This is a genomic window from Blastococcus sp. CT_GayMR16 (genome assembly GCF_004570875.1).
Taxonomy (GTDB): domain Bacteria; phylum Actinomycetota; class Actinomycetes; order Mycobacteriales; family Geodermatophilaceae; genus Blastococcus_B.
This window is the reverse complement of the sequence record NZ_SPQK01000004.1, coordinates 178,824-203,387: the sequence shown is the minus strand read 5'-3', so window position 1 is coordinate 203,387 and position 24,564 is coordinate 178,824. Positions and strand designations below refer to the sequence as shown.

Annotated in this window: 23 protein-coding genes and 1 tRNA gene; 10 read left to right on the top strand and 14 right to left on the bottom strand. The window is 73.0% G+C overall.

Annotation, left to right across the window (positions count from 1 at the left end; genetic code table 11):
- Window positions 1-26: 26 nt before the first annotated feature.
- Together E4P38_RS07420 and E4P38_RS07415 are read left to right on the top strand one after the other, a co-directional pair.
- Entirely contained in the window at window positions 27-284 is a 258-nt protein-coding gene (locus E4P38_RS07420) for a hypothetical protein (protein ID WP_135131118.1), read from the top strand.
- Window positions 285-668: 384 nt separating this feature from the next.
- Window positions 669-1,169 (top strand): DUF3145 domain-containing protein, encoded by a 501-nt coding sequence (locus E4P38_RS07415; protein WP_135131117.1) that lies wholly within the window; start codon window positions 669-671, stop codon window positions 1,167-1,169.
- Between the two features lie 220 nt (window positions 1,170-1,389).
- Here E4P38_RS07415 and E4P38_RS07410 read toward each other — a convergent pair whose 3' ends face one another.
- From E4P38_RS07410 to E4P38_RS07385, 6 genes are all read right to left on the bottom strand, one after another.
- Window positions 1,390-2,802, bottom strand: a complete 1,413-nt coding sequence (locus E4P38_RS07410; RefSeq protein ID WP_135131116.1) for a carboxyl transferase domain-containing protein — start codon at window positions 2,800-2,802, stop codon at window positions 1,390-1,392.
- Window positions 2,803-2,842: 40 nt separating this feature from the next.
- Complete coding sequence (locus E4P38_RS07405) at window positions 2,843-4,081, bottom strand: beta-ketoacyl-[acyl-carrier-protein] synthase family protein (RefSeq protein ID WP_135131115.1); 1,239 nt, start codon at window positions 4,079-4,081, stop codon at window positions 2,843-2,845.
- A 91-nt stretch (window positions 4,082-4,172) separates the two neighbouring features.
- On the bottom strand, window positions 4,173-4,415 hold the full coding sequence (locus tag E4P38_RS07400) for an acyl carrier protein (protein ID WP_135131114.1): 243 nt from the start codon (window positions 4,413-4,415) through the stop codon (window positions 4,173-4,175).
- Between the two features lie 177 nt (window positions 4,416-4,592).
- Window positions 4,593-5,561, bottom strand: a complete 969-nt coding sequence (locus E4P38_RS07395) for a beta-ketoacyl-ACP synthase III (RefSeq protein WP_135131113.1) — start codon at window positions 5,559-5,561, stop codon at window positions 4,593-4,595.
- Entirely contained in the window at window positions 5,558-6,760 is a 1,203-nt protein-coding gene (locus E4P38_RS07390; protein ID WP_135131112.1) for an acyltransferase domain-containing protein, read from the bottom strand. Before E4P38_RS07390 ends, E4P38_RS07395 begins: the two co-directional genes overlap by 4 nt.
- Before the next feature lie 152 nt (window positions 6,761-6,912).
- A complete protein-coding gene (locus E4P38_RS07385; RefSeq protein WP_245160865.1) occupies window positions 6,913-8,082 on the bottom strand; it encodes a helix-turn-helix domain-containing protein in 1,170 nt (389 codons plus the stop codon).
- Window positions 8,083-8,138: 56 nt separating this feature from the next.
- On the opposite strand from E4P38_RS07385, the gene E4P38_RS23170 reads away from it, so the two are divergent.
- The 4 genes from E4P38_RS23170 (at window position 8,139) to E4P38_RS07365 (ending at window position 11,165) form a co-directional block, all read left to right on the top strand.
- Complete coding sequence (locus E4P38_RS23170) at window positions 8,139-8,843, top strand: phosphatase PAP2 family protein (RefSeq protein ID WP_245160864.1); 705 nt, start codon at window positions 8,139-8,141, stop codon at window positions 8,841-8,843.
- Complete coding sequence (locus E4P38_RS23165; RefSeq protein WP_135131110.1) at window positions 8,840-9,382, top strand: pirin family protein; 543 nt, start codon at window positions 8,840-8,842, stop codon at window positions 9,380-9,382. The genes E4P38_RS23170 and E4P38_RS23165 overlap by 4 nt, the downstream gene beginning before the upstream one ends.
- Window positions 9,383-9,407: 25 nt before the next feature.
- Entirely contained in the window at window positions 9,408-10,613 is a 1,206-nt protein-coding gene (locus E4P38_RS07370) for a M20 family metallopeptidase (protein WP_135131109.1), read from the top strand.
- A 78-nt stretch (window positions 10,614-10,691) separates the two neighbouring features.
- Window positions 10,692-11,165 carry a DUF2231 domain-containing protein gene (locus E4P38_RS07365; protein ID WP_135131108.1) on the top strand — a complete coding sequence of 158 codons (474 nt, stop codon included), beginning with the start codon at window positions 10,692-10,694 and terminating at the stop codon, window positions 11,163-11,165.
- Here the strand turns inward: E4P38_RS07365 and E4P38_RS07360 are convergent.
- Both E4P38_RS07360 and aceE read right to left on the bottom strand, forming a co-directional pair.
- Entirely contained in the window at window positions 11,162-12,097 is a 936-nt protein-coding gene (locus tag E4P38_RS07360) for an FAD-dependent oxidoreductase (RefSeq protein WP_135131198.1), read from the bottom strand. The genes E4P38_RS07365 and E4P38_RS07360 overlap by 4 nt on opposite strands.
- A 29-nt stretch (window positions 12,098-12,126) precedes the next feature.
- The gene (gene aceE, locus E4P38_RS07355) at window positions 12,127-14,955 is read right to left on the bottom strand and encodes a pyruvate dehydrogenase (acetyl-transferring), homodimeric type (protein ID WP_135131107.1); all 2,829 of its coding nucleotides are present in this window, start codon (window positions 14,953-14,955) and stop codon (window positions 12,127-12,129) included.
- A 406-nt stretch (window positions 14,956-15,361) separates the two neighbouring features.
- On the opposite strand from aceE, the gene E4P38_RS07350 reads away from it, so the two are divergent.
- The 3 genes from E4P38_RS07350 (at window position 15,362) to E4P38_RS07340 (ending at window position 16,385) form a co-directional block, all read left to right on the top strand.
- On the top strand, window positions 15,362-15,781 hold the full coding sequence (locus E4P38_RS07350) for a DUF3052 domain-containing protein (protein ID WP_135131106.1): 420 nt from the start codon (window positions 15,362-15,364) through the stop codon (window positions 15,779-15,781).
- A gap of 15 nt (window positions 15,782-15,796) precedes the next feature.
- The gene (locus E4P38_RS07345) at window positions 15,797-16,270 is read left to right on the top strand and encodes a peroxiredoxin (protein ID WP_135131105.1); all 474 of its coding nucleotides are present in this window, start codon (window positions 15,797-15,799) and stop codon (window positions 16,268-16,270) included.
- Between the two features lie 43 nt (window positions 16,271-16,313).
- A tRNA-Val gene (locus tag E4P38_RS07340) sits at window positions 16,314-16,385 on the top strand.
- Between the two features lie 70 nt (window positions 16,386-16,455).
- On the opposite strand, the gene E4P38_RS07335 is transcribed toward E4P38_RS07340, so the two are convergent.
- Together E4P38_RS07335 and E4P38_RS07330 are read right to left on the bottom strand one after the other, a co-directional pair.
- A complete protein-coding gene (locus E4P38_RS07335) occupies window positions 16,456-16,728 on the bottom strand; it encodes a hypothetical protein (protein ID WP_135131104.1) in 273 nt (90 codons plus the stop codon).
- Window positions 16,729-16,872: 144 nt separating this feature from the next.
- Complete coding sequence (locus E4P38_RS07330; RefSeq protein ID WP_135131103.1) at window positions 16,873-17,682, bottom strand: alpha/beta hydrolase; 810 nt, start codon at window positions 17,680-17,682, stop codon at window positions 16,873-16,875.
- A 224-nt stretch (window positions 17,683-17,906) separates the two neighbouring features.
- Here E4P38_RS07330 and E4P38_RS07325 point away from each other — a divergent pair, with 224 nt between their 5' ends.
- Window positions 17,907-18,830 (top strand): alpha/beta hydrolase, encoded by a 924-nt coding sequence (locus E4P38_RS07325; protein WP_245160863.1) that lies wholly within the window; start codon window positions 17,907-17,909, stop codon window positions 18,828-18,830.
- Here the strand turns inward: E4P38_RS07325 and E4P38_RS07320 are convergent.
- From E4P38_RS07320 to E4P38_RS07305, 4 genes are all read right to left on the bottom strand, one after another.
- A complete protein-coding gene (locus E4P38_RS07320; protein ID WP_245160862.1) occupies window positions 18,827-19,891 on the bottom strand; it encodes an NAD-dependent epimerase/dehydratase family protein in 1,065 nt (354 codons plus the stop codon). The genes E4P38_RS07325 and E4P38_RS07320 overlap by 4 nt on opposite strands.
- Window positions 19,888-21,423: a wax ester/triacylglycerol synthase family O-acyltransferase gene (locus tag E4P38_RS07315; protein ID WP_135131102.1), complete on the bottom strand. Its 1,536-nt coding sequence runs from the start codon at window positions 21,421-21,423 to the stop codon at window positions 19,888-19,890. Before E4P38_RS07315 ends, E4P38_RS07320 begins: the two co-directional genes overlap by 4 nt.
- A 147-nt stretch (window positions 21,424-21,570) precedes the next feature.
- Window positions 21,571-22,536: an alpha/beta hydrolase gene (locus tag E4P38_RS07310; protein ID WP_245160861.1), complete on the bottom strand. Its 966-nt coding sequence runs from the start codon at window positions 22,534-22,536 to the stop codon at window positions 21,571-21,573.
- Between the two features lie 37 nt (window positions 22,537-22,573).
- Complete coding sequence (locus E4P38_RS07305; RefSeq protein WP_135131101.1) at window positions 22,574-24,547, bottom strand: FUSC family protein; 1,974 nt, start codon at window positions 24,545-24,547, stop codon at window positions 22,574-22,576.
- Window positions 24,548-24,564 lie beyond the last annotated feature (17 nt).

Genomic DNA, 24,564 nt, shown 5'->3' with positions numbered 1-24,564 from the left:
GTGCCGGAGCGGTCAGCCTGACGGGCATGACCCGTTCCGGCACGACCCTCGGCACCGTCATCCGCTGGGACGACGCACGTGGGGGAGCGGTCATCGAGGCCACCGAGACCCCCGGCGGCTGTTGGGCCGACGCATCGGTCATCGAGCACAGCCACTCCGGCGGGGTGCTCCGGGCCGGCCAGGTGGTGGAGCTGGACTGGACCGACGTCCCCGCGCAGGACCTGGCGTTCTCCGCCGTCCGGGTCGTGCCGCGCAGCGACCTGCAGGCGACCGTCGGAGGGTGAGGACGTCGCCACGCACCGCGCGCCTCCACCGGCGTCGATCGGGCGACTATCACTCTCCGTGATCGGGGAGCCCCACCTCGGCATGTTCTCGAACACGCTCCTGAGCAGCCCTTCCGGTGCTTCGTGGAGAGTCCACGGAGACGCGCCAGATCCGGTGGACGCGGTGCCGTACTCCATGGTAGTGCGTTTGACCAGCAGTAAGACGCACCAGCAGTGACCTTCTGTCACATTCGTCCCAACTGTCGCAGCCGGGCTGGCGCGATGCGGCCCTCATCGTGCACACTGTCTGCAGGAGCCCTGCTCCGTCACTGCCGAATACAGCGCGTCACCGAATCGATGGTCCGTAGGGGAAGACGAGACCAATCGAGTCGATGGAGGTGCCCCGTGCAGCGACGGTCTACCCAGGGTGTCGTCTTCGTGCACGCGTGCCCGAAGGCGCTCTGCCAGCACGTCGAATGGGCGCTCGAACGCGTCGTCGGCGCGCCGGTTTCCCTGTCGTGGGCCGAACAGCCCGCGGCACATGGTTCCTACCGGTCCGAGGTGGCCTGGACCGGTTCGCCCGGTACCGGCGCCAAGCTGGTGGCTGCGCTGCGCGCGTGGCCGATGCTGCGCTTCGAGGTGACCGAGGAAGCCAGCCACGGCAACGACGGCGAGCGCATGTCGTACGTGCCGGGCCAGGGCGTCTTCCGCGCCCCGACCAGCGCCAACGGCGACATCATGATCAGCGAGCAGCAGTTGCGGCACCTCGCGGCCACGACGTCCTCCATCGAGGCGTTCCGGCACGGCGTGGACGAGCTCCTCGGTGCGGCCTGGGACGCCGACCTGGAGGTTTACCGGCATGCCGGCGACGGCAGCCCCGTCACCTGGCTGCACCAGGTCGTCTGAGGCCGTCGTCCCAGATAACAGATCCACTACGCACTCCCGCCAGACCCGCGGAGTCGTCGTAATCTGAGGCCGGTCGTTCGGGCGCCGTCGGGGAAGCGGCGTCCGAACGACCTACTTCATGGCTCGCATGATGATCAGGTGACCTGATCGTCAGGGGTCCTGGCTCAGCATCGACCGTGAGCCAGGACCCTTAATGATCAGGTCACCTGATCATCGAGGGTCACAGCGGGATGTTGCCGTGCGCCCCGCGTCCGGGAGGTGCGGCCGCCAGCGCCTCGACCAGCCGGCGCTTGGTCTGGCTCGGCTCCACGACCTCGTCCACGACGCCGATCTCCAGGGCCCGGTTCACCCCGCCGGCGATCCGCTCGTGCTCCTCGGCGAGCTGCGCGTGCAGGGCCTCGCGCTCGTGCGGCGGGACCGCGGCGAGCTTCTTCCGGTGCAGGATGCCGACGGCGGCCTTCGCGCCCATGACGGCGACCTCGGCCCCCGGCCAGGCGAACACGGTGGTGGCCCCGAGGGACCGCGCGTTCATCGCGATGTAGGCGCCGCCATAGGACTTGCGGGTCACCAGCGTCACCCGCGGCACCACGGCCTCGGCGAAGGCGTGCAGCAGCTTCGCCCCGCGCCGGACCACGCCGTCCCACTCCTGCCCGACGCCGGGCAGGTACCCCGGGACGTCGACCAGGACGACCAGCGGCACCCCGAACGCGTCGCACATGCGCACGAACCGGGCCGCCTTCTCCGCCGAGGCCGAGTCCAGGCAGCCGCCGAGCCGCAGCGGGTTGTTCGCGATCACCCCGACGGTTCGGCCGGCCAGGCGGCCCAGCGTCGTGACGACGTTCGGCGCGAACCGCGGGTGCAGCTCGAGGCCTGGGCTGTCGAGCAGGGCAGCGACCACCGGCTTGACGTCGTAGGCGCGGTTGCGCTGCTCGGGCAGCATCGCCCCGAGGTCGACGTCGTGCTCCCCCTCGGCCGGGGCGAACGTGCCCTGGGCGGCCAGCAGGTCGACCGCCATCCGCGCGGTCTCGAGCGCCGCGGGCTCGGAGTCGGTCACGACGTGGACGACGCCGCTGCGCCGGCCGTGGGTGTCGGGGCCACCGAGGCTCTCCATGTCGACGTCCTCACCGGTCACCGACCGGACGACGTCCGGCCCGGTGACGAAGACGCGCCCCGCCGGTCCCATGATCACCAGGTCGGTGAGCGCGGGTCCGTAGGCGGCGCCACCCGCGGCGGGGCCGAGCACCACGGAGATCTGCGGGATGCGGCCGGAGGACCGGACCATGGCCGCGAAGACCTCGCCGACCGCGTGCAGGGCCGTGACGCCCTCGGCCAGCCGGGCGCCGCCGGAGTGCCAGATGCCGACGACCGGCACCCGCTCCCGCAGCGCCGTGTCGATCGCATCGACGATGTGCTTGCACCCGTCGATGCCCATCGCGCCGCCCATGACGGTGGCGTCGGTGCAGAAGGCGATCACCGGGCTGCCCTCGACGCTGCCCCGGGCAGCCAGCACCCCGGACGTGTCGCGCGCGGCCAATGGGCGCATGGACCCGGCGTCGAAGAACCGCTGCAGGCGGTCCTCCGGGTCGCGGGGGTCCGGCGCGGGGACGAGTGGAGCGGCTTGAACGGTCGTCAACTCAGGACCTCCAGGCCCTCGGAGAGGCGGATTCGGTCGCTCAGGCCGTGGTGAAGACCAGCGCGATGTTGTGGCCGCCGAAGCCGAAGGAGTCGTTGACGGCGGCCGTGAGGGACGTGCGGCGAGGTTCGTTGCGCACGATGTCGAGCGCCTGGACGGCCGCGTCGTCGTCCGGGTCCTCGAGGTTGGCCGTGGCGGGCACGATCTGCTCGCGGAGGGCGAGGATCGTGAACACCGACTCCAGGGCGCCGGCGGCGCCGAGCAGGTGGCCGGTCTGGCTCTTGGTGGCGCTCACCAGCACGTGCTCGCCGAGGGAGGAGCGGATCGCCGCGGCCTCCGCCGTGTCGCCCACCGGGGTCGAGGTGGCGTGGGCGTTGACGTGCTGGATGTCGGAGGGGCTGAGCCCGGCGTCGCGGAGCGCCGCGGTGATGGCGCGGGCAGCGCCTTCGCCCTCGGGGTGCGGCGCGACCAGGTCGTAGCCGTCGGCGGTGCCGGCGGCACCGGCCAGCCGGGCGTGGATGCGGGCGCCGCGCGCCCGGGCGGCATCGCCGCGCTCGAGCACGATGCACGCCGCGCCCTCACCCAGCACGAAACCGTCCCGGCCCTTGTCGAACGGGCGGGAGGCCCGCTCGGGCTCGTCGTTGCGGGTGCTCATCGCGCGCATGGCGGCGAAGCCGGCCATCGGCAGCGGGTGCACGCAGGCCTCGGTGCCACCGACGAGGACGACGTCGGCGCGGTCGAAGCGGATCAGGTCCAGGCCCCACCGGATCGCCTCGGCGCCGGAGGCGCAGGCGCTGACGGGTGCGTGCACGCCGCCCTTCGCGCCGATCGCGAGGCCGACGGCGGCGGCCGGGCCGTTGGGCATGAGCATCGGGATGGTGAAGGGGGAGACCCGCTTGGGCCCCTTCTCCTCGAGGACGTCGTCCTGACCGAGGAGGGTGAGCGCGCCGCCGATGCCGGTGCCGATGACGACGGCGATGCGCAGCGGGTCGACGCCGGCGTCGCCGGCGCCGGAGTGACGCCAGGCCTCCTCGGCCGCGATGACCGCCACCTGCTGGCTGCGGTCCAGGCGCCGGGCCCGGACGCGGTCGATCTGGTCCGCGGGCTCCTGGGCGAGGCGGGCGACGAGCTGTGCCGGGAACTCCTTGATCCAGTCCTCGGTGATCCGGGAGACCCCCGAACGCCCGGCCAGCAGCGCCTCCCAGGTGCTGGTGACGTCGCCACCCAGGGGTGTGGTGGCGCCGAGCCCGGTGACGACGACGTCGGTGGACGTGCTCATGGACTTCCTCCTGGAATGGTGGCCGGGCGGCCGGGGTGAGGCCCCCCTGCAAGGTCCCGCCGCGAGCGGTGGGGGGCAGGGGGGTCCTTGGTCAGCCCTGGTTCTTCTCGATGAAGCTGATCGCGTCGCCGACGGTCTTGATGTTGGCGAGCTCGTCGTCGGGGATGGCGACGCCGAACTTGTCCTCGACGGCGGTGGCGATCTCGACCATCGACAGCGAGTCGACGTCGAGGTCGTCGGTGAACGACTTCTCGGGGGTGGCGTCGGCGGGCGTGACGCCGGCGACCTCCTCCAGGATCTCGGCCAGACCGGTCTGGATGTCCTCGCGGCTCACTTCAGCTCCTCGCTGGCGCTCGTTGCCGTTCGCCGGGCTGCTGTGTTCCTCGGTTCGCTCGCAAGCTCGCTCACGAAGGGTCCTCTCTCTCGAAGGGGGCTCTGCGACGAGCGGGGAATGCCGCCGTCGGCCGGGACGGAATGTCCCGGGGATCTGGGGTGGAGCTGCTCACTGCGCTCATGGCAGGACGAGCACCTGGCCGGCGAAGGTCAGCCCGGCGCCGTAGCCGAGCACGAGGGCGAGATCGCCGGACTTCGCCTCGCCCGACTCCATCAGCGCGGTGAGCGCCAAGGGGATGGAGGCGGCGGAGGTGTTGCCCGACTGGACGATGTCGCGGGCGACGACGACGTCCTCGCCGAAGCCGAGCCGCTTGGTCATGGACTCGACGATGCGCAGGTTGGCCTGGTGCGGCGCGAACACGTCGATGTCGGCGGGGGTGACGCCGGCCCGCTCCATGGCCGCCACGAGCGTCTCGGTGAGCTTGGTCGTCGCCCACCGGTAGACCGCCTGGCCCGCCATGGTCATCGTCGAGCTGCCGGCGGCGATCTCGATGGCGTTGAACTGGTCGCCGTCGCTGCCCCAGACTGCGGGTCCGATGCCCGGTTCCTCGGAGGCGCCGACCAGGGCCGCACCCGCACCGTCGGCGAAGATGACCGCCGTCGTCCGGTCCTCGAGGTTGGTGACGTCGGTGAGCCGCTCCACGCCGACGACGAGGGCGTTGCGCGACGAACCGGCGCGGATGCTGTCGGACGCCACGCCGAGCGCGTAGCAGAAGCCCGCGCAGCCGGCATTGAGGTCGAACGAGCCCGGGCGGGGGATGCCCAGCCGGTGGCCGACCTGCGGGCCGATGCCCGGGATCGGCACCCGGAGGCTCGCGCTGGCCACGATGACGAGGTCGATCTGGTCGGGCGCCAGACCGCTGGCCGCGATCGCCTTGCCGCCGGCTGCGACGGCCATCTCGACGAGGGTCTCGTCCTCGCTCGCCCAGCGGCGCTCGGCGATGCCGACCCGGCTCTGGATCCACTCGTCGTTGGTGTCCATCATCTGGGCGAGGTCGTCGTTGGTGACCCGGCGACGGGGACGGTAGGCGCCCAGCCCGAGGATGCGGGCCCCCGGGGCGACGGCCGGCAGCTGGATGTCTGTCACGCGCTGACCTCCGGGTAGAGACGGGCGATCGGGTCTCCTGCATCGACGAGGTCGCCGTCGTGGACGAGCCACTCGGCCAGTACCCCGTCGTAGGCGGCTGAGACGTTGACCTCCTCGCGGCGGCTGCGGATGCAGCCGAGCGGGGAGCCGGCGGGGACGCGGGTGCCCTCGGCGACCTCGGCTGGGCTGACCGTGCCGCGGACGGGGGAAACGACCACCCGCCAGTCGGGGAGGTGCTCGGCCTCGGCCCGTCCGCGCTCGGCGTCGATCAGCGCGCGGGCGCGGTCGAGGTCGCCGGGGCTGTTGATCGCCAGGATGTCGATGCCCGCGCCCTTCCACTCCCGCTTGGCGAGGCCGGCCAGCGCCCCGGCGGGCGGCAGCTCGAGGACGGCGGTGACGCCGAGCTCGCGCATGGTGGCGAGACATGCGTCGAAGCGCACCGGGCTGGTGACCTGGCTGACCAGCCGGGACACCGTCTCGGCGCCGGAGTCGACGGCGTGGCCGTCGGCGTTGGAGAGCAGCAGGCGGCTGGGCTGGGCGGGGCGGAGCCCGCCGATCAGGCCCTGCAGTTCCGCGCGGGCCGAGGCCATGTAGTCGGTGTGGAAGGCGCCGGCCACCGACAGCGGCATGATCCTGGCCTTGGCCGGCGGGTCGGCCTTCAGCGCGTCCAGGCCGTCCAGCGACCCGGCGGCGACGATCTGCCCGGCGCCGTTCATGTTGGCCGGGGTCAGGCCGTGCTTCGCGATCGCGGCGAGCACCTCGTCGGGATCGCCCCCCAGGACGGCGGACATGCCGGTCGGCGTCTGTGCGCAGGCGGCGGCCATGGCCCGACCGCGGACGGCGGTGAGCGCGATCGCCGCCTCCACCGAGAGGACCCCGGCCAGTGCGGCGGCGGTGAGCTCCCCGACGCTGTGCCCGGCGATGACGACGTCCCGGCCGGCGTGCGGCGTGTGGCTGACCGGGCCGGGCAGCCCGCCGAGCTCGCGGGCGATGAACAGGCTCATGGCGACGACGAGCGGCTGGGTGACCGCGGTGTCCTTGATCGCCTCGGCGTCGCCGGTGGTGCCGAGCGTCAGGAGGTCCGCGTCGGCGATCGCGCCGGCCCAGCGGAAGAAGGATTCGGCTCCGGGCAGATCGAGCCAATCGGTGAGCATTCCGGGCTTCTGCGCGCCCTGTCCGGGGGCGAGGACGGCGAGCACCCGTTCACCGTGCCAGTGATCTTCGGTGCGTGGGGACGCAGAGCGGCACGAAAGCACACCGCTGATCTTTGTGGGAACCCTCCAAAAAGGGTGCCCTGGAAGGCCGGTTCAGGCACGTCCGGTGGTGGGGAACACACGTCTGCTGGGGGAGCTCAGTGCCAGAGAGAGCGATCCTGGTCCAGCTGGGCGAGGGCCAGGGCGACCTGCAACGTCCAGCTGCCACGGGCGTCGGTGGCCGACAGCCCGGTCAGGTCGGCGGCCCGCTTGAGGCGGTACCGGATGGTGTTGGGGTGGACGAAGATCGCCCGCGCACTGGCCTCCAGGTTGCCGCCGCTGTTGAGCACGGCGCGCACCGTCTCCAGCACCTCCCCGCCCGCCGCCTGCAGCGGCGCGGCCACCTGGTCGTGCAGTCGGGTGCGGGCCAGCGGATCGCCGTCCAGGGCGCGCTCGGCGAGCAGGGCGTCGGCGGCCACCGGCCGGGGCGCGTCCGGCCAGGCGGGCGCGGCGCGCAGGCCCGCGAGGGCCGCGGCTGCGGACTCACCCGCGTGGCCGAGGCCGTCGACGATCGGCCCGGTGACGACCGGGCCCTTCCCGAAGTGGTCGCTGACCCGCTCGGCGACGTCCTCCAGGCCCCCGTCCCGGCCGAGGACGACGACGAGCTGGTCGGCGTGCACACCCACGAGCACCTCGCTGCGCATCGAGCGGGCCGTCCGGCGGACCGCCGCGTGCGGGTCCTCGACGTCCTCCGGGGTGGCACCGACCAGGACGACGACCGGCGTGCTCGTCGCCCAGCCCAGAGCCGCCGCCCGCCCCGACAGCTCGTCGGACCGCTCGCCGCGCACCAGGGCGTCGACGACGAGCGCCTCCAGCCGCGCGTCCCACGCCCCGCGGTTCTCGGCGAAGCTCGCGTAGACGTGGGCCGTGGCGAAGGCGACCTCGCGGCTGAACTGGAGGACGGCGACGTGCAGCGCGTCCTCGTCGCCCGGCTCCGCGACGGAGGGGACGTGGTCCTCCAGGACGTCCACGACGATCTTGATGAGGTCGACGGTCTGCTTGAGGGCCACCACCCGGACCAGTTCCCGGGGAGCCGCGCCGAACACGTCGCCGGTCAGCCGCGGTGGCCGTCCCGGGTCGCGGCACCACTCCACGAGCGAGGCGATGCCGTTCTGCGCGACGAGGGTGACCCAGGACCGCCGGTCGGCCGGCATGTCGCGGAACCAGGGGAGCTCGTCGTCCATCCGGGCCACGGCCCGGGTGGCCAGGGCACCGGACGAGCGCTCCAGCCGCCGGAGCGTCGCTTCGCTCGGCGGGCGGTTGCTCACCCGGCTGCCCACCTCGCCAGCGTGTCACGCGGATCGCGGTCGGGGAGAGTGGAGCGGTGAACGTTCCCCCGGACGGCAATGCCGCGCTCACCCGTACGCGTGCGGTGCGGGCGGTCCCCGCCGCCGTCGTCAGCACCGCCGTCTGCCTGGTGGTGCTGGCACTGCTCGGCGCGGGGGTGCGCGCGGACTTCGGCCCGCAGCTGCGCCTGGACGCCGCCGTCAGTGAGGCGCTGTACGTGGGCGACGACAGCGCGGCGGCCCTGCACGTCCTGCTGGAGGTCCTCACGGCTCCCGGGACGTCGTGGTTCCGCGCCGTCGTCTTCCTCCCGGTGCTCGTCCTGCTCCTGCGCCGGCGGCTCTGGTGGACGTCGGCATGGCTGGCCACGGCGGTGGTCCTCGTCGGCCCGGTGACGTCGCTGCTGAAGGAGTACTTCGGGCGCGTGCGTCCCGACTTCTCCGAGGGCGGCGCGCGGCTGGACTCCCTGAGCTACCCGAGTGGCCACGCGTCGGGCATCGCCACGCTCGTGACCGTGGGCCTGATCCTCGCGTGGCCGCTGCTCGCGGCCCGCCCGCGGCGGTGGGCGCTCGCCGGGGGCATCGCACTGGTCCTGCTGGTCGGCCTGACGCGCATGTGGCTCGGCGTCCACTTCCTGTCCGACGTCGTCGGCGGCTGGGCGTTCGGCGTCGGCTGGTCGCTGCTGACCGCCCTGGTCTTCGGTGCCCTCGCCGAGGGCCGGGCCTCGCTGCGGCCGACGTCGTGAGTGGGCTCGAGCAGCGCATCGTGCTGGCGCCCACCGACGGCTCGCTCGGCCCCCTGCTGCGCATCGCCGACGACCGGCTGGCGCCGGGCACCGGGTACGGCCGGCACGAGCACCGCGACGTCGACGTCGTGGCGGTGGTCCTCGCCGGCTCGCTGCATCACGGCTGGGGCGACGGCGTCGACCTCGCCGCGGGCGACGTCGGTGTCCTGCGGGCGGGCTCGGGGCTGACCCACGACGAGGTGGCCGGGGACGACGGCGCGCGGGCGCTGCAGTGCTACCTGCGCAGCGCCGACCCCGGGGCGCCGCCGTCGTATGGGGTCCATCGCGTCGAGGACGGCTGGGTCGACCTGCGCCGTCCGGACGCACGGCTGTGGCGGTCGCGCGTCACGCCGGGTGACGCCGTACCGGCCGGCCTGCTCCTGCTGCGCGGCGCCGACGGCGTGCTCGTCGAGCAGCAGGACGGTCGGCAGGTCGAGGAGGCGGGCATGGCGCTGGTGTGGCAGCTGGACGTCGCGCGTCCTGCCTGGGCACGCGACTGACTGACCCGTGGGCCAGAGTGGAGGCATGCCGACCAGCGCTGCCGATCTGCTCTCCGCCGCCTACAGCGACGCCGACCGGACGATCGACCTGCGCCGGCGCCTGCACCGGCACCCGGAGATCGGGCTCCACCTGCCGCACACCCAGGAGCTGGTCCTGGAGGCCTTCGCCGAGCTGCCCGTCGAGGTGACGACGGGGACGTCGACCAGCTCGGTGGTCGGGGTCCTGCGCGGCGCCCGGCCCGGCCCCACCTACCTGCTGCGCGGCGACATGGACGCGCTGCCGGTGCACGAGGACACCGGCCTGCCGTTCGCCTCGGAGGTGCCCGGCGCCATGCACGCCTGCGGGCACGACACCCACGTGGCGATGCTGCTCGGTGCGGCCCGGCTCTTGGCCGAGCGCCGCGACGAGCTCGCCGGGCAGGTCGTCTTCATGGCGCAGCCGGGGGAGGAGGGCTTCCACGGCGCCCGGTACATGCTCGAGGAGGGGCTGCTGGACGTCGTCCCGGAGGCGCCGGTCAGCGGTGCCTTCGCGCTGCACAGCATCGCGAACATGGCCAGCGGCACCATCAACGTCCGGCCCGGGCCGCTGATGGCAGCGGCGGACCAGTGGCGCATGACGGTCCACGGCCGGGGTGGGCACGCCTCCATGCCGCACACCGCCGCCGACCCCATCCCGGTGGCCGCCGAGATCGTCCTGGCGCTCCAGTCGATGGTGACCCGCAGGGTCGACGTGTTCGACCCGGCGGTCGTGACCGTCGCGCACATCGAGGCAGGCTCGACGAACAACGTCATCCCCGACTCGGTGCTCATGGAGGGGACGATCCGCACGCTCTCGGCCGGACGCCGCGCCGACGTCGTGGCGTCGGTGGAGCGCGTCGCCACCCACATCGCCGCGGCCCACGGGCTCGAGGTCGACTTCGTGCACGAGGAGGGCTACCCGGTCACGGTGAACGACGCCGGGGTCGCGGCGTGCGTACTGGAGACGGCCGCCGTCATGCTGGGCGAGCCGGCCAGCGTGCCGATGCGGGCGCCGCTGATGGGCGCCGAGGACTTCTCCTACGTCCTGCAGCGGGTGCCCGGCGCGATGGCGTTCCTCGGGGCGTGCCCGCCCGGCCTCGAGCCGGGGACCGCGCCCGGCAACCACTCGAACCTGGTGGTCTTCGACGAGGAGCCGCTGCCGGCCGGGGTCGCGCTCTACGCCTTGATGGCGCTGCAGGCGCTGGCCGCCTGACGGAGCCATTCACAGGGTCGTCCCAGGAAGCCGTGCGTCACTGTCCGGCGACCGCGCCACTGCCAGCCGGAGGAACCCGTGCCCGAGACCGTCTTCGGACTGCCCACCCACGCGATCGTCGTCCACGCGACCGTGGTCCTGCTCCCATTGGCCGCGCTCCTGGTGCTGCTGCACGCGTTCTGGCCGACCGCCCGCCGCCGCCTCGGGATCGTGACGCCGCTCCTGGCCGGCGTCGCGCTGGTGCTGGTCCCGCTGTCCACCCAGAGCGGGGAGAGCCTGGAGCACTCGGTCGGGCGGAGCGCGCTCGTCGAGCGGCACGCCGAGCTGGCCGACGGGATGCTGCCGTGGGCCATCGGGCTGTTCGCCGTCGCCGTGGGGCTGTGGCTCCTCGACCGGCCGTCCGGTGGCGGGCGCCCGCGCTGGCTGCCGATCGTGGCGGGCGTCCTCGCGGTCGTCGCCGTCGTCGGCACCGTCCAGCAGGTGGTCCGGGTCGGGCACGCCGGGGCCAAGGCGACCTGGCAAGGCGTCGTCCAGACCGCGACCGACCGCTAGCCGGCTCCGGCCAGCGCGACGACGTCCCGTGCGCAGCCCCACGAGAGCGTGACCCCGGCGCCGCCGTGCCCGTAGCAGGCGATCACCGGCCGGCCGTCCACCAGCGTGCGGTCCAGGCGCACGGTGGGCCGGCCGGGCCGCAGCCCGACCGCCCGCGACAGCACCCGCGCGCCGCGCAGCGCGGGCACCAGCGCCCACGCCCGCTCCAGCAGCGCGGCCTCGACGACGGGGTCGGGCTGGGTGCCGGTCGCGCCCTCGACCGCGGTGCCGCCCACCACGACGTCGTCCCCGCGGGGCACCACGTAGGTCAGCCCGGCCGGGTTGTCCTCGTCCAGCAGCCAGCCGGTCAGGCCCGGATCGGCCAGCCGGACGACCTGCCCCTGCACCGGGACGCCGGTGTCGTCGTCGAGCAGCGGCCCCGACCGCAGGCCGGCGGCGACCACGAGGAGGCCCCCGGGCACGTCGGCGAGCCGGTCGACCACGCCCGGCACGACGGTCACGCCGGTCGCGCGGCAGGTGTCGAGCAGGAACGGCAGGTACCGGCCCATGTCCACCACGGGCAGCGTGCACCGAGTGCCCGCGGTCGCTCCGGGCGGAAGCTCCCCGGCCGTCGCCGGCCGGTGTCCGGGGACGGCCGGGGACCACCAGAGGTCGGGCTCGGGCGAGCGGTGCACCACGGTTCCCGGGCGCAGGGCGACCCCGCTCGCCGGGTCCTCCGCGAGGGCGGCGAAGACCTCCAGCGAGGTCGCCGCCCAGCGGAGGACGGCGTCCACCGGCGCCGCCCGGTAGGGGAACCACAGCGCCGCCGCCACCGCGGACGTCGTGTCCCCGACCGGGTCGGCGGTGTGCACCTCGACCGGATGCCCGGCCCGCGAGAGCTCCAGCGCGCAGGTCAGCCCGACGACCCCGCCGCCGACGACAGTGACCCGCAGGCCCGGGTCACCGTCGCGCGGGTCCCTTGTCAGGTGGCGGGGCTCTCGTCGGACCGCTCCTCCGCGGGTGCGGCCTGCACGTCGCGGATCTGGTACTTCTCCACCGCCTGACGGACGACCTCGCGGTCGAGCTGGTTCCAGTCGGCGAGCGAGGCCAGCGTGCGGACGACGATCGACTCGGCGTCCACGTGGAAGTGCCGCCGCAGCGCCGGCCGGGTGTCGGACAGACCGAACCCGTCGGTGCCGAGCGACTGCATCCCGTGCGGTGCGTACGGGGCGATGAGGTCGGGGACCGCGCGCATCCAGTCCGAGACCGCGATCACGGGGCCGTGCGCGTCCTGCAGCCGCGAGGTCACGTAGGGAACCTGTGCCTCCTCCTCCGGGTGCAGCAGGTTGTGCTCGGTCACCTCGTCGGCCTGCCGGCGCAATTGGCCCCACGAGGTCACCGACCACACGTCGGCCGAGACGTTCCAGTCGTTCGCCAGCAGCTCCTGGGCACGCATGGCCCACGGCAGGGCGACGCCCGAGGCGAGCACCTGCGCCTTGATGCCCCCACCCGCCCCGCCGTCCGGACCGTCCAGCTGCGGCCCCTCGGCGTACCGGTACATGCCGGCGAGCAGGCCCTGGACGTCGAGGTCCTCCGGTTCGGCCGGCTGGCTGATCGGCTCGTTGTAGACGGTCAGGTAGTACATGACGTCGGCCGAGCGGCTCCCGCCCAGCGGGCCGCCCGGGTCCTCGCCGTACATTCGGAGCAGCGCGTCCTTGGTGATGTGGGCGACCTCGTAGGAGAACGCCGGGTCGTAGGACACCACCGCGGGGTTGGTGTGCGCGAGGAGCAGCGAATGGCCGTCCTCGTGCTGGAGGCCCTCGCCGTTCAGCGTCGTCCGACCGGCAGTGGCGCCGAGGACGAAGCCGCGGGCCATCTGGTCTGCGGCGGCCCAGAAGCCGTCGCCGGTCCGCTGGAACCCGAACATCGAGTAGAAGATGTAGATCGGGATCATCGGCTCGCCGTGCGTGGCGTAGGAGCTGCCGACGGCGGTGAACGACGCCGTGGAGCCGGCCTCGTTGATGCCCTCGTGCAGGATCACGCCCGACTCGGATTCCTTGTACGCCAGCATCAGTTCGCGGTCGACCGAGGTGTACCGCTGCCCCGCCGGGTTGTAGATCTTGTGCGAGGAGAACAGGGCGTCCAGGCCGAACGTGCGCGCCTCGTCGGGGATGATCGGCACGAAGCGCGGACCGAGCTCCTTGTCCTTCAGCAGCTCCTTCAGCAGGCGGACGAACGCCATCGTCGTCGCCACCTCCTGCTTGCCCGACCCCTTCTTGAGGATGTCGAGCGCCTTCTCCTCCGGCGCCTTGAGCTGCTTGAACTCCGACCGCCGGCGCGGGACGGCGCCACCGAGCTGCCGGCGCCGCTCGAGCATGTACTCGAGCTCGTCGGAGCCGGGCTCCGGCTTGTAGTAGGGCGGCAGCGTCTTGTCGAGCGCCTCGTCGGGGATGTCCAGGTAAAGCCGGTCGCGGAACCCGGCGAGGTCCTCGGCGGTCAGCTTCTTCATCTGGTGCGTGGAGTTGCGGCCCTCGAAGTGGCTGCCCAGCGTCCAGCCCTTGATGGTCTTGGCGAGGATGACCGTGGGCTGGCCCTTGTGCTCCATCGCTGCTTTGTAGGCCGCGTACATCTTCCGGTAGTCGTGGCCGCCGCGGGAGAGGTTCCAGATCTCCTTGTCGCTCATGCCCTCGACGAGCTTGCGGGTGCGCGGGTCACGGCCGAAGAAGTGCTCGCGGACGAAGGCGCCGTCCTCGGCCTTGTAGGTCTGGTAGTCACCGTCCGGCGTCTGGTTCATCAGGTTGACCAGGGCGCCGTCGCGGTCGGCGGCCAGCAGCGCGTCCCACTCGCGGCCCCAGATCACCTTGATGACGTTCCAGCCGGCGCCGCGGAAGAAGGACTCCAGCTCCTGGATGATCTTGCCGTTGCCGCGTACCGGGCCGTCGAGGCGCTGCAGGTTGCAGTTGACGACGAACGTGAGGTTGTCCAGTTCCTCCCGGGCGGCCAGGCCGATGGCGCCGAGCGACTCCGGCTCGTCCATCTCGCCGTCGCCGAGGAAGGCCCACACGTGCTGGTCGGAGGTGTCCTTGATGCCGCGGCCGTGCAGGTAGCGGTTGAACCGCGCCTGGTAGATCGCGTTGAGGGGACCCAGGCCCATCGAGACGGTCGGGAACTCCCAGAACTCCGGCATCAGCCGCGGGTGGGGGTAGGACGACAGGCCGCCGCCGGGGTGGCTGACCTCCTGGCGGAAGCCGTCGAGCTGGTTCTCGGTCAGCCGGCCCTCGAGGTAGGCGCGCGCGTAGATGCCGGGGGAGGCGTGGCCCTGGAACCAGATCTGGTCGCCGCCGCCGGGGTGGTCCTTGCCGCGGAAGAAGTGGTTGAAGCCGACCTCGTAGAGGGAAGCCGAGCTCGCGTAGGAGGAGATGTGCCCGCCGACGGCGATCCCGGGCCGCTGGGCGCGGTGGACCATGATCGCGGCGTTCCAGCGGATGTAGGCGCGGATGCGGCGCTCGACGTCCTCGTTGCCGGGGAACCACGGCTCGCGCTGGGGCGGGATGGTGTTGATGTAGTCGGTGCTGCGCAGCGACGGCACGCCGACCTGCTGCTCACGGCTGCGCTCGAGCAGCCGGAGCATCAGATAGCGGGCACGGTCACGGCCCGCGTGCCCGACGACCGCGTCGAGCGAGTCGAGCCACTCCTGGGTCTCGTCCGGATCGATGTCGGGGAGCTGGCTGGGCAGCCCGTCGGTGATGACCGCGCGGGGGGCGCCGGACTCCTGGACGGGATCGCCGTCCTTCTGCTGCGGTGCGCTCATGCCCCCATCGTCTCCCCTCCGGGTAACCGACGTCACGTGGGCCTGCCGTGTTGTGCGGGGAGTCATTGGTCTCGCGCGGGGCTCGCCGGCCGAATGCCCTGCTCCTGCGCGCTTGCGTCACGCGCGCCATGCCCTACGCTTCCGCCAGCGGTGGCTCGGTGTGACGGGTTCCGTACCGGGACGGCCGCCGCTGGGCGGCGGTCGCAGCGAGGCGAGAGGGGTGACATGACCGGGGTGCGGGTCTCCCTCCCGCTGGTCGTGTCCGTCATCAGCAGCCGATGCAGTCCACCCGTCCCAGGCCACGTCAGCGGACGTCCGTGACGCCTCCGCGCGCGTCGGACGCCCGGACAAGGCAGCATCCACCCCACTATCAGTCAGCACAGTCACCCATGGAGGAGCAGCAGGGATGAGCGTCGACAGCGCCGGCATGGCGGCCCGGCTGGGCATCAAGCCGGGCATGGTCGTGCAGGAGCTCGGCTGGGACGAGGATGCCGACGAGGACCTGCGCGACGCCATCATCGATCTCTCGGGTGGCGAGATGGTCGACGAGGACACCGATGAGGTCGCCGACGTCGTCATCCTCTGGTGGCGTGAGGACGACGGCGATCTGGTCGACGCCCTCGTGGACGCCATCGCGTCGCTGGCCGACGAGGGTGTCGTCTGGCTGCTGGTGCCCAAGTCGGGGCGCCCGGGCCACGTCGAGCCCGGCGACGTCACCGAGGCCGCTCCCACCGCGGGGCTCTCGCAGACCAGCAGCATCTCGGCGGCCAAGGACTGGTCGGGCATCCGCCTGGTGACCCCCAAGGCGGCGCGCACCCGCCGCTGAGGCACGATCGGGGACATGACGCTCTCCGTCGGCGACGCCGCTCCCGACTTCTCGCTCTCCGACCAGGACAAGCAGGTCGTGTCCCTCGCCGACCTGCGGGGCACCCCCGTGCTGCTGGTCTTCTACCCCTTCGCCTTCTCCGGTCTGTGCACCGGCGAGCTGTGCCAGCTCCGCGACGAGCTGTCGGTCTACACCGACGCCGGGGTGACCGTGCTCGCCGTCAGCACCGACCCGACGTTCAGCCTCAAGGCCTTCCGCGAGAAGGAGGGCTTCGACTTCCCGCTGCTCTCGGACTTCTGGCCGCACGGGGTGACCGCCCAGGCCTACGGCGCCTTCAACGAGAAGGCCGGCATGGCCCTGCGCGCCACGTTCCTCGTCGACGCCGAGGGGAAGGTCGCGTTCGCCGAGGTCAACTCGCCCGGCGACGTGCGCGAGCAGTCCGGATGGAAGCAGGCAGTCGAGAACCTGACCGACGAGGCAGCCGCGTAACCAGGCTGGATCCGCCGCCCGGGGCACCTACCCTGGGCGCGCCGGGCGCGTAGCTCAGCGGTAGAGCTCTCGCCTTACAAGCGAGCGGTCGCAGGTTCGAACCCTGCCGCGCCCACCGTGGTCGTCGTCCTCGAGTGTCGGCCGGTCGTCGTCTCAGTGGTCCCGAGGGGACGACGACCCGACAGTCAGCGGGGGCGGCCGGCGAGCACTCCCCGCGCCTCGAGGACGACCTGGACGGCGAAGAACTGATGCTGCTTCGACGCCGGCCGGCCGGCCAACCACGGTGGCGGTCCGGAGGCCAGTCGGCGACAGACCTCGGCGGTGAGCGCCTCAGCGGCCGTTGTCGTGGGGGTCAGCGCCACCAGCCATCCGTAGATGCTCTCCCAGCCGTCCGGGAGCGGTCCCGGCGTGGCCGACCTCGCCGGGTCCGAAGGCTCGGGGCGCTCCGGTGCGCTCATGGCAACCTCCCGGACGCGCGTGACCTGACGACGTCACCGGGGTCCGGGGCAACTGAGGCCTACGACACTAGATCGACTGCAACGATCCGGCATGCCGGAACCGTTGCACCCTCGGCCGACCGGGATCCGACGGGCCGCGCGAGTTCAGGCGGCAGAGGTCTCGGCGGCGAGCGGGCCGGCCGGGGCCGGGTGTGCGGGCTTCGGGAACGCCGGCCGCAGGAACAGCGGAGCCTTGAACGGCTTCCACGTGCCCTCGGGCTGGGCCAGCCGGTCGGCGACCGCCCAGATCGAGGCCGGGTGGTGGCCCAGGCCCAGGTGGCTGGCCATGACGGCGATGTTCTCGCAGCGCTCGCCGGGCGTGTCCAGGCAGGTCTGCCAGTGCACGATCCCGTCGTAGTGCGAGTAGATCGACGTCGCCGGCACCGTCAGCGGGATGTTCTCCGACTCCAGCGGCAGGGTGCGGTGCTCCACGTGCAGGTGGGAGAACCGGTCGAACACCTTGGTGGCCCGGCTCTGGCTGTTGCGCGCCAGGCGGAACGGGCTGCCCAGGGTGACCACCTGGCGTACGGACTCGGGGACGCTGCGCGCCAGGTCGCGGGCGAAGATCCCGCCCAGGCTCCAGCCGATCACCGTGACGGGGCGTCCGGAGTCCTCGTAGAGACGGGCGAGTAGATCGCGGGTGCCGTTCACACAGGCGGCGGTCGGGCCGATGTTGCGGCCCAGACCCCAGCCGTGGACGTCGTAACCCAGCTTGCGCAGGACGGCCCGGAGAGCGCGGGTGGAGACGTCGTCGGCGAGCAGGCCCGGGAGGACGAGGACGGAGTGGCCGTCGCCGCGCGGAAGGCGCGACATCAGGGGGCGGGCGGCCAGGTAGAGGCCGTAGTCGCCGACTGCGCGGCCGGGCTCGGTGAGGTACAGCGGGAGTGCGGGACCGTCGTCCTGCTGTCGTGCCACATCGTCCTCCACGTGCCGACCGCCTTTGGTACGGACCTGTACCAAGATGGGGGTTGACTCACACGCCGTCGAGACCATTCGCGGGCAGATGTTGCCCAAATGTGTTCTGGGTCATATCAGCCGTTCACGTTCCGCGGGTATGCGCCTCGGCAGATGAACCCCGGACGGCGATCCGGTGGCGGACGTGTCACCGTACGGAGGCCGGAACGGGTGTGGAGAGAGGCGTGGACGTGACCAACGCGGAGCGGGCGACCAACGGGGAGAGCCGGGTCGTCGACCTGGACGGGCCGGTGCACTACGTCGATTTCGGCGGCCCGCAAGACGGTCCGGCCATCGTGCTGGTGCACGGTCTCGGCGGCTCGCACCTGAACTGGGACCTGCTCGCGCCCCTGCTCAACGACCACGCGCGGCTCTGGGCGCTCGACCTGCCCGGCTTCGGGCGCAGCGAGCCCGGGGCGCGGAAGGCGAGCGTGTCGGCGAATGCCGCCGCCCTGCACCGATTCCTCACCGAGGTGGTCGGTGAGCCCGCCGTCCTCATCGGCAACTCCATGGGCGGGATGCTCTCGATCCTGGCGACCGGCGAGCACCCCGAGGCGGTCACCGGTCTGGTGCTCATCGACCCCGCCGTCCCCGGCCCGCGGCGGGCCCTCGACCCGCTGGTCGCCCTGATGTTCGCGATCTACGCCGTCCCGCTGGTGGGGGAGCGGTTCATGCGGATGCGGCGCACCCGGCAGTCGGAACTGGCCCGCGTGCGGGAGATGCTCACCCTGGTCGGGGTCGACCCGGACTCCGTCCCGCCGCAGGTGATCGACCGCTCGGTCACCCTGCTGCAGGAGCGGGAGGACGTCGACGGCATGGACCGGGCGTTCCTGGCCGCGGCGCGGTCGCTGCTGCGCCTGCTCGTCGACCCGCGGCGCTACCGCAAGGCGATGGCATCGATCACGGCCCCGGTCCTCCTCGTGCACGGTGATCGCGACCGGCTGGTCCCGGTCGCGGCCGCCCGCGACATCTCCCGCCGTCATCCCGGGTGGGGCTACCTCGAGCTGCCCGACGTCGGGCACGTGCCCCAGCTGCAGGTGCCGGAGAAGGTGGCGGCCGAGGTGCTCGGCTGGCTGGACGCCACCAAGAAGGTCCGCGCCGCGCGTTAGAGCTCCTCGCGCAGCGTGTCGCGGAGGGCCTCCAGGCCGGTGTACCGCGGTCGCCAGCCCAGCCGCTCGCGCGCCCGGCTGGTGTCCATGATCACCGGGCGGCTGGCCGCCTCGATCCACTCCGCCGCCGGCGGCAGGAACGGCAGGCGGGACACCGCGCGTGCCGCGGCCTGGCCCGGGCCCGCCGGCACGGGGATGACCAGCGCGCCGAACTCCCGCGCGACGTCGACCGCGGTGACGATCCCGTCGCCGGCGATGTTGTAGGCGCCCGGCGGGCCGGCGGCCACCACGCAGAGCAGCAGCGCGCTGCCGACGTCGTCCTCGTGGATGAACTGCATCGGGTGCTGCGGCGCGACCACCGGCACCGGGAACGGCAGCCGTCGCGGCTTGCCGAACAGCCGTCGCCCGAGCGGCGCGAGGGGGCCGGGCAGGACGTCCTTCGCACCGATGACGTTGGGGCCGAGCACGATCGGCGGCCGCAGCAGGTAGAGCGCGAGCTCGGGGTGCTGATCCGACTCCTCCTGGAGCAGGCCCTCCAGCTCGGCCTTCTCCTGCGCGTAGAACAGCTTCGCCGCCGGCCGGGTCGGCCAGTCCTCGTCGATCGTCTCGGGGGTGTCGGTGTGGAAACCGTAGGCCGCCACCGAGGAGGCGTAGACGAACCGCTGCGCGCCGACTGCCGCCGCGGCGCGGAACGCGTTGAGCGTGCCGTCGACGTTGATCGCCCGAGTGGTCTCCCGCGAGGCGTTGCCGGTGATCAGGAACGCCAGGTGCACCACGACGTCGGCGCCCTCGAAGGCCTCCCGGAGCGCTGCGGGGTTGCGGACGTCGCCCTGCCGGTACTCCATCTTCGTCCAGCCGCGCTCGGCCGGGTCGAACGGGCGCCGGGCGATCCCGATGATCCGGGCGATCCGGTCGTCGTCCTGGAGCTGGGGGATCAGTCCCGCCCCGAAGGTGCCGGTCGGCCCGGTGACGGCGACGGTCAGCCCCGGGGTGTCCTCGGTCTCCAGTCCCCGGGGGCCCTCGCCGAGCGCCCCCGCACCGCGTCGTCGGGCCGGGCTCACCGGGCGGCTGCTGACTTCTTCTTCGGGGGCGCGGTCTTCCGCGGGGCGCTCGTCGCGGCCGCGCTCTTCTGCGGCGCGGTCTTCGGGGGTGGGCTCTGCTTCGGTGCGCTCTCGGGTGCCGCGCTCTCCTTCGCCGCGCTGTGCTGCTTGGCCAGCGTCAGCAGCTCGTCCAGGCCGGCGCGGATGCCGCCGGAGAGGACGTCGACGTCGGGGTAGCCGTCGAAGTCGGCGTTGAGCCCGAAGGTCATCGTGTTCAGGTAGGAGAAGATCCCGATGGAGCAACGCACGCCGCCGGCGATGGGCACGTAGGCGTACGCCGACTCCATCCGCTTGCCGAGCACGTAGAGCGGGAACCGCGGCCCGGGCACGTTCGTCGTGACCGCCTGGCACCAGAACTGGCCGGCCGAGAGTGCGGCACGGACGCCGAGCGCGAGCAGCGTCGGCGCGACGTAGTTGCCCATGTCGATGATCGAGTTGGCGTCGACCGCCGACATCGTCTTCTTGTACTCGTCCATCTGGCCGCGGATCGAGGTCAGCCGCGCCACCGGGTCGGGCAGCCCCACCGGGAGGTCGACGAAGACGGCCGAGACCTGGTTGTTCAGCGACCCCTTCTGGTCGGCCTTCCGCACCGAGACCGGCACCATCGAACGGACGACGAGCTTCTCCGAGGAGAGCTCACCGCGACCCAGCAGGAGGTCGCGGAAACCGCCGGTGATCGCGGCGAGGACGACGTCGTTGACCGTTCCCCCGAAGGCGGTGCGGACGGCCTTGAACTCCTCGAACTTGCCCTCGGTCCAGGCCCACCGGCGGTGCGGGCCGATCGGGCCGTTCAGCGAGCGGGCGGTCGGGGTGACCGCCTGCTTGGCGAGGGAGGGCACGGTCTGGGCGACGGTCTTGCCCTGCTCGGCCAGCGCCTTCGCCCCGCGCACCGCGGTGCTGACACTGGGCAGCGACGAGAGCCCGCGCAGCGGGTGGGCGACCGTCTCGGAGACGGCCTCGGTGACCAGCGACAGGCTCGACGGCGTCCGCCGCGGCGTCCAGTCCTTCGGGGCCTCGTGCTTCGCGTCCGGTTCGAGGTCGAACATCAGCTGCATGAGGTCGGTGCCGGCGACGCCGTCGACCATGCAGTGGTGGACCTTGGAGATGATCGCCCAGCGGTTGTCCGCGAGGCCCTCGACCAGCCACAGCTCCCACAGCGGCTTGGCCATGTCCAGGCGCTGGCCGAGCACGCGGCCGGCCAGGTTGCGCAGCTGCTCCTCGCTGCCCGGGCCGGGCACCGCGGTGTGCCGCACGTGGTACAGGATCTGGAAGTGCGGGTCGTCGACCCACACCGGCCGGCCCAGTTGCATCGGCACCTCGCGCACCCGCTGGCGGTAGCGCGGCACGAGCGGCAGCTTGCTCAGCAGCAGCCGCACCACGTCGCCGTAGGTGGGCGCCGGCCCCTCGAAGACGGCCACCGACCCCACGTGCATCGGGGTGTTCTCGCTCTCGGCGAAGAAGAAGCCCGAGTCGAGGGCGCTCATCCGGTCCATGTCCTGCTCCTCGCCGCCCAGGTCGCACTGTTCGGACCGGGCCGTCACACGTCGTCGGGTGGCCGCCGAAGTTAGGGGTGTCGGCGGGTTACTGCAACATGAACTGAGTGGTCGTCGTCACAGTGCGATGCCCGACCGTACCCCCGCTCAACCCGCTTTTCGCAGGCGCTCCTCCACGCGGTCGAGCAGAGCGGCGAACGCGGTGTCGACGACGTCGGCCCTGGTCAGGTTGACGCTGTGGCCGGCCCCGGGGACGACGACGAGCTCGGCGCCGTCCCCGATCTGCGCGGCGATGTGCCGCCCGTGCGCGGCGGGGGTCAACCGGTCGTGGGTGGCCGCGATCACCGTCACCGGCACCCGGCGCAGCACCTCGAGCGCCGCCGTCTCGTCGTGGTCGAGGAAGGTCGCGTAGTAGGCCATCGCGACCGGCAGCGGTGTCTCCTCCAGCAGGTCCTGCACCAGGCGGACGTTGCCCAGGTCGGCGTCGTCGACACCGAACAGCAGCCGCCGGGTGACCCGCCGGCCGAGGCGCGTCCCACGCCGGCGGAACCGCTCCAGGAGCGGCGCGATCAGTTGCAGGAAACGGAGGTACAGCGAGAGCAACCGCAGCTTCCGGATCACCTTGATCGCCAGGCCCACGACGCCGGTCTGCACCAGGCCCCCGGCCGAGGTGGCGAGCAGGAAGACGCCGACGACGCGGTCGCCGAACAGCTCCGGGCGCTGCCGGGCCAGCGCGAGCACGCTCATCCCGCCCATGGAGTGCCCGGCCAGCACCACCGGCCCGGTCGGGGTGGTGGAGTCCAGGACCTCTCCGAGGTCGCGCCCGGTGCGGTCGATGGTGGCCGCGGTGAGCTTCGTCCAGCCGGAGCGGCCGTGCCCGCGCTGGTCCCACAGCACCAGCCGGGCCCGGTTCCGCAGCGCGGCGCGCTGGAGGTCCCACTCCGCCAGCCGGGCGGTGAACCCGTGCGACAGGACGACGGTGAGCGGCGCGTCCGGATCGCCGTCCACCTCGACGTGCAGGGGGACGCCGTCGTCGGTGGTGACCGTCCGGGAGCCGGGGGGAGGCGGGCCGGTGGGCGCGGGCAGGGACGAGGGCGGCTGGTCGGTCGGCACGTACCCGATCCCAGGGTGACCTGGCGTCACACGCAACTCAGCTGCCGGAACGCCGACCGGGTGCGGTCTCCCGGACGAGCCGGCGGGCGGCGTCCACTTCGCGGGCGACGGGCGCGAGCACCCCCTCGGCGTAGATCTCGGCGTCGTCCTCCTCCTGCGGGGTCCCGTGCGTGCGGACGTCGTCCTCCAGCTGCCGGATCGCCCGGCGCAGGACCGAGACCTGGGCCAGGTCCGGCGCGGGCTCTCCGGCCCGGGTCGCGATCACTGCCTCCGTGACGGCGTCGGAGGTCCGTTCCAGCTGCACGATCACCGGCCACCACGCCGCCGCCCGGGTGCTGATCGGCGGCGGCTCGGCGAGGCGGCGCTGGAGCTGGGTCTGGAGCTCCGTGAGCGCCCGGTAGTTCCGGCGGCGGGCCCGGCGGCGCTCGGCGGCGTCACCGGTGAAGGCGGCCTCCACGAACGCGTCGAGCGCCAGGGCGGCGTCGCGCAGCGCCTCGTCGAGCGGCGCCCGCCAGGTCTGGGGCCAGAGCAGGTAGCCGAAGACGAGCACGATCCCGCAGCCGATCAGCGTGTCCACGAGCCGCGCCCCGACCAGCCCGGGACCTCCGGGGAAGACGAGGTCGAGCAGCAGGATGATCAGCGGCGTCTGGAAGACCGAGAAGAGCCCGAAGTTGGCGTTGCGGGCCCAGGGCAGGATGCCGGCGAACACGGCCATCGCTACCAGCAGCCAGGGGCTGCGCGGCAGGAACGCCAGCAGCGCCGAGCCGAGCAGCACGCCGAGCAGCGTGCCGACGGCCCGCTGGACGGCGCGGGTGAACACCGACCCGAAGTCGGGCTTGAGCACGATCGCGACGGTGAGCAGCACCCAGTAGGGCCGCTGCGTCGGCACGGTCTGCCGGGCGATCTCCGCGACGGTCATGCACAGCGCCAGGCGGACGGCGAAGGACCGGCTCTCGGCGCTGGCCAGCGTGCGGTCGGCCAGTTCGCGCAGTCGCGCGCGCCGGTCCTCCTGCGGCCGCAACGCCGCGGCGCCGGCGCGCTCCTCGGGATCCCCGACGACGTTCCAGACCAGCCGGACGCCGTGGCGGACCGCCCGCGCGGCGGCGTGGCCGTCCTCCCGCGGGGGAGGACGGTCACCGGGAAGGTCCCGCGCAGCCCGCAGCGCGTCGGCGACCGCCCGGATCGCCGCCAGGTCCTCCGGCTCGGCGGGCAGCCCCGCGCGGGCGGCCGCCACCGCGCCCTCGACCAGCGGCGCGGCCGCGTTCAGGACGCCGGCCAGCTCCGACAGCTCGCGGGTGCGCCCCGCGGAACGGCCCCGACTGCGGATCACCCGGTCGTAGGCCGCGTTGAGCGAGCCGGTCAGGTCCCGGCGGGCGTCCTCGGCCCGCGGTGTGCCGGCCGCCGTCAGCAGGTCGGCGAGGCGGGTGAACACGGCGGCGACCGCGGCCCGATCGGGATCCAGCGGCTCGGTCCCGTACTGCACGAGTGCGGTGAGCGTCGCCCACGCCGCGCCGGCGAGGAAGAAGCTCAGCTCGGCCCACTGGGGTAGCGGCGACACCAGGCCGGAGGCCAGCGCGGCGTAGATGAGCAGTTGCAGGGCGCCGAGCGAGAGCGCGGCGTTGATCGCGCTGACCAGCGCCGCCACCACCGAGAGCGCCGCGATCACCAGCACCGGTATCCATCCGCCGCCGGTCGCGTACTGGCCGGCCACGAGACCGACGAGCCCGAACCCGGTGGCTGCGCCGATGCGCCGGAGCCGGTCGCGCAGGGGTCCCGGCTGGGGCGCCAGTGCCGCGGCCAGCGCGCCCATGGTGGCGAAGACACCCGCGCCCAGGGCCGTCCCCGGCTGCACCCCGCCGCCCACCACGACGGCGACGGTCAGGGGCGCGGGGATGGTGACGGCGAAGCGGACGACGTCGCCCCACGGCACCGGTGGCGGCGTGGTGCGGACCAGCTCCTCGAGCCAGGCGGGTGCCCGCAGGCCCCGACCCCGAAGCCCGCTGTCCGCCACGTGCGGAAGCTTGTCAT